The organism is Nocardia sp. NPDC060220, assembly GCF_042727815.1.
Taxonomy (GTDB): Bacteria; Actinomycetota; Actinomycetes; order Mycobacteriales; family Mycobacteriaceae; genus Nocardia.
The window spans coordinates 1-4,343 of the sequence record NZ_JBHWZY010000603.1 but is presented as its reverse complement, the minus strand read 5'-3'; the positions used below and the strand labels follow the sequence as shown (position 1 = coordinate 4,343).

Sequence of the window (4,343 nt, the reverse complement as noted above, 5' to 3'; positions counted from 1 at the left end):
GATCGGGTGCGGATCGGGCGTGATGTTGATGATGTTCCACTGCTCGACGGTGCCCTGCCGTGGCATTTCGATCTCGGGACTGGTGAAGGTGAGGTTGTTGAGCGACATGATCGCCGGCGGCACCCGCAGTTCGTAGGGCTGACTCACGGTGACATCGCGAATGACCGTCGGCGTCTCGATCGGCGGAACCATCGGCGGCTGAAATGCCCCGCCGCGCAACCGTTGCGGCACGCCGCCGGACCAACCCGGCCGATCCTGCACCCGGAACTGGCAGAACCTCGGCATCGCGACCTCGCCGAGGATCGCGGCTTGGGATACCGGTGCCTCGTCGTTGCACAGCTCCACGGTCTCGCCCGGCGCCAACTCGGCGAAGTCGACGAGCACGTCCACCCGTTCGCCCGGTGACAACCGCAACTCGCGGACGGCGACCGCGGCGTCGAGCAGCCCGTGATCGCCGCCGATCACCCAGAACCGCATCCGGTTGCCGAAGAACAGATTCCACACACTGAACGACGCCGCGTTGAGCACCCGGAACCGGTACAGACCACGGGCGACCGGCAGGTACGGCCAGATCTTGCCGTTGACCAGACCGATGTCGCCCACCGCACCGCCCTCCCATCCGCCTGCCGGCACGATCGGAGTCGAACGGACCGACTGTTGCCCAGCGGCGGTGAACAGTTTCTCCTGCAGGACGAGGGGAATCTCGAACTCGCCTGCGGGCAGGCCGAGCGGATTGCCGGGTTCGCCGGTGTCGAATTCGTCGCGCAGCAGCAGCATTCCGGCCAGCCCGGCGTAGACGTTGAGTCGGGTGATACCCATGGCGTGGTCGTGATACCAGAGGTGTCCTGCGTCCTGGGCCAGCGGGAATTCGTGGTCGATGCCTCCGCCGGGATAGACGAGTTGCTCCGGGTGCCCGTCGCTGTCGGGCGGTGTCACACCTCCGTGCAGGTGCAGCGATGACGGTGCGGCGGTGCGGAAACTCGCTGTGACGCCGTGCAGGCTGGTGTCGACGTCGTCGGCGAGCGGGTGGGTGGTCAGCCGATTCTCGAACCGCAGCCGCAGTGCTGTGCCCACCGGATGCTCGATCGTGGGGCCCAGATAGCTCAGGCCGTTGTAGCCGAGTGCCGCCGATTCCGGCAGGTCACGGTGGAAGCGATGGGTGGTGGTCGAGGCGATGAGATCGAGCCGGGTACCCCGCAGCACGGGCAGCCGGGGTAGCTCGTCGACGAACGGTTCGACCTGCGGGGAATGAAACAACAGTGGACTTCGTACGCCGGGCGGGACGGCCGAGACCGGTATTTCGAGCAGCGCCGCGCCGAGCAGACCCGCCCCCGCCGCGCGTAGCAACCGGCGGCGGTCGATCGGATGTTCCATGGTCGAACCCTTTCCGGGCGGCACCGTTGCCCACCCGAACGGGGCGACCATACCACCGGGTACGGCTATCCATACCAAATCGAATGGAACCGGCCGGGTCGATCCCCGGTGCGTGAAACACCCGCGCACCGGGGCGAACTCACGAATCGACCGACTGGGTGAGGCCGTAGACCATGGTGCCGCCGACGCTGACCACGGTGTAGTTCGCCTCGACCCAGACGGCGATAGAGGAGGCGGACTCACACCCCCTTGACCGCGGTTCGGTCCATGAACCCGAACAGGTACCCGGCCACCCGCCGCATCTGAATCTCCTCCGCCCCCTCGGTGATGCGGTAGCGCCGATGGTGCCGATAGATGTGCTCGAAGGGCTTGTGCCGCGAGTAGCCGAGACCACCGTGCACTTGCATGGCCCGGTCGGCGGCTTCACAGCACAGCCGGTTGGCCCAGTAGTTGCACATCGAAACCTGTTCGGAGGCAGCGAAAGTGCCGTAGGTGTCCATGGACCAGGCGGTCTTGTGGACGAGCGCGCGCAGCATCTCGCACTGTGTGTGCAATTCCACCAGCGGGAATTGGACGGCCTGATTGACTGCCAGCGGCTTGCCGAAAGGCTTGCGCTCCTTGGCGTAGGCGACGGACTGGTCGATGCAGTACTGCGCCGCACCGAGACTGGAGGCCGCTTGGCGGATCCGGTTCTCGTTGAAGAAATGCTGGACGACGCCGAGCCCGAGACCCTCCTGCCCGAAGATCGCCGAACTCGGGACCCGCACCTCGGTCAGCGAGATGCGCGCGTGGTCGGTGGGCATGTTGAAGGTCCAGAGGTACTCCTCGATCCGGAAGCCGGGCGCGTCGGTCGGCACCAGGAACGCGGTGATGCCGTGTCCGTCGCCGGGTCGCCCCGCGGTGCGGGCGAAGATCAGATCGGCGTCGGCGATGTGGACTCCGGTGTTCCAGGTCTTGGCCCCGTTGATGATCCAGTCCTCGCCCGCCCGGACAGCGGTGGTCGCCATATGGGTGGCGTCGGAACCGTGCTCGGGCTCGGTGATGCCGAAGGCGAAGAACTTGGTGCCCGCGGCCAGTCCGTCCACCCACTGGGCCCGCTGGGCCGGGGTGCCGTACTCGAGCATCAGCAACAGACCCACATTGTTGGCGACGATGGCGTGTTCGTTCTGCAGGTCGCAATGCAGACCGAGCCCCCGGCCGGCCAGGTGCTCGCGAATCACGGCCATCCCGAGATTGGTGCCGTCGCGCCCGCCGAACTCGCGCGGGAAGGCATAGCGGTAGTGGCCCGCGGCATCGGCACGACGACGCGCTTCGGCCAGTACTCGCTCCCACTCCGCGGTCGGCAGGCCGCCACGGTCCCAGTCGGTGCGGGCGTCCTCACGGCGGTGGTCGAAGAAACGAATGTTGTCGGCCTGCTGCTCGAGCGGGACGATCTCGGCTTCGATGAAAGCATCCAGCTCGGTCAGATATCCGGCCAGATCTTCGGGCAGTTCGAAATCCACTGTCTCTCCTAACCTTTCGCCTCGGGGCGAATCTGCATGAGCAGGTCCCACTCGATTTCCGAAACACGACGTCCGCTGGCGGCCATGACGATGTCGCGCACGCTGCCGTCGACATGCGCGGCGGCCTGGGCGGCCAGGCCGACGCCCCAGGCCAGCGTGCCCATCACCTTCCACCAGCGGAATCTGTCGAGGTCGAAGTCACTGCCCGCGGCCTGGTAGCCGCGCAGGAAGCTCGCGCGGTCGGCGAAACCGCCGAACTCTCGTTCGTCCGCACCGAAGCGCCACATCCGCAGCGCGGGCCAGGCGACGTCACGCATCGGGTCGCCGAAACGCTGAGCGCCCTCCCAATCCAGCACGGCCCGCAAACCGTCGGCGGCGACGACGATATTGCCGTTGCGCAGGTCGGTATGCAGCAGCGCGGTGCGCGGCGGCGGGCCAGGGAGCCGCTGTTCCAGCCAGCGCAGCGCCAGCTCGAACACCGGCCGGTCGCCGACCAGCACACGCACGTCCGCCTCGGCCGCGGCGAATAGGGCGGCGGCCGGATCGTCGCCCGCGGCGGACATGGTGCGCGGAGCGGCGGCCGGATCGATGGCGTGCAGCCTGCCCATCGCCTCGCCCCACTCGCGGGCCACCGTCTCGGCGTTGCCCGCGGCCGCGATGAGGCGTAATACCCTGCGCGGGACGGTCTCCCCGGCCACGTGCTCGCTGACAACGAACGGCTCGCCCACCACGGCCGGATCCGCGCAGACCGCCACCACCGCGGGCACCGCCACTCCGTGCGTGCGCGCCAGCTCACGCACCGCCGCCTCATCCTCGACCGACATGATCTGCACGGCGGCAGGCACGAGCGTGGCGACCAGCTTGCGGGCCCGCTCCCCCTCGACGTGCGCGGTGAAGCCGACATTGCGTCGGCGCGCACCGGCCGAAAGGTACTCCAGCTCGTCTACTCGCGTAGGCGCGGCCCAGGTCCGGGTCAGGAACTCGGCCAGACCTGCGACGAGATCGGTGGTCACTGCCCCTCCCAGCTGTCGTAACCGGGTTTGGCGATCGCCAGGTCGGCGCGCACCACCTCGACAAGCGCCTGCCACAAGGCGCGCTCGTCGTCGGCTGCGGCGAGCAGTTCGTGTTCATGCCGCGTCGCCGCCGGCGCGAGATCGATCTCGCGCCGCACGATCCTGGCCAGATTCGCCCCCACCCGCGCACGGTGCTGCAGCGCGGGTGGCAAGGCCGGCAGCAATGTGCTCTCCAGTAGCTCGGCCAGGGACTCCAGCAGCTCGGCTGCGGGTGGTTGATTCTGCACAGTGACACCTCTGGCGCTGCCGCCATCGTGAACGAACTCAGCGTTTTGACTCGAAGGTGAAGCTACGGCAGATCGCGCAACGAGACAATAAGAGACTCAAAGCCTATGTATCTCACGGCTTGGCGTGTTAGACATACCGCCAACGGCAAGGAGGCGGTTGTGACACG

The 4,343-nt window shown here is 67.5% G+C and carries 4 protein-coding genes; all 4 read right to left on the bottom strand.

The window, feature by feature from the left end; genetic code table 11:
• Nucleotides 1-1,374, bottom strand: a 1,374-nt coding sequence (locus tag ACFWF3_RS26060) for a multicopper oxidase family protein (RefSeq protein ID WP_379315942.1), incomplete at its 3' end; no start/stop codon positions are given.
• A 239-nt stretch (nt 1,375-1,613) separates the two neighbouring features.
• Entirely contained in the window at nt 1,614-2,876 is a 1,263-nt protein-coding gene (locus ACFWF3_RS26055; protein ID WP_379315940.1) for an acyl-CoA dehydrogenase family protein, read from the bottom strand.
• A gap of 8 nt (nt 2,877-2,884) precedes the next feature.
• A complete protein-coding gene (locus ACFWF3_RS26050; RefSeq protein WP_379315938.1) occupies nt 2,885-3,889 on the bottom strand; it encodes a phosphotransferase family protein in 1,005 nt (334 codons plus the stop codon).
• Nucleotides 3,886-4,176 carry a DUF6285 domain-containing protein gene (locus ACFWF3_RS26045; RefSeq protein ID WP_378991931.1) on the bottom strand — a complete coding sequence of 97 codons (291 nt, stop codon included), beginning with the start codon at nt 4,174-4,176 and terminating at the stop codon, nt 3,886-3,888. The genes ACFWF3_RS26050 and ACFWF3_RS26045 overlap by 4 nt, the downstream gene beginning before the upstream one ends.
• Between the last annotated feature and the right edge of the window lie 167 nt (nt 4,177-4,343).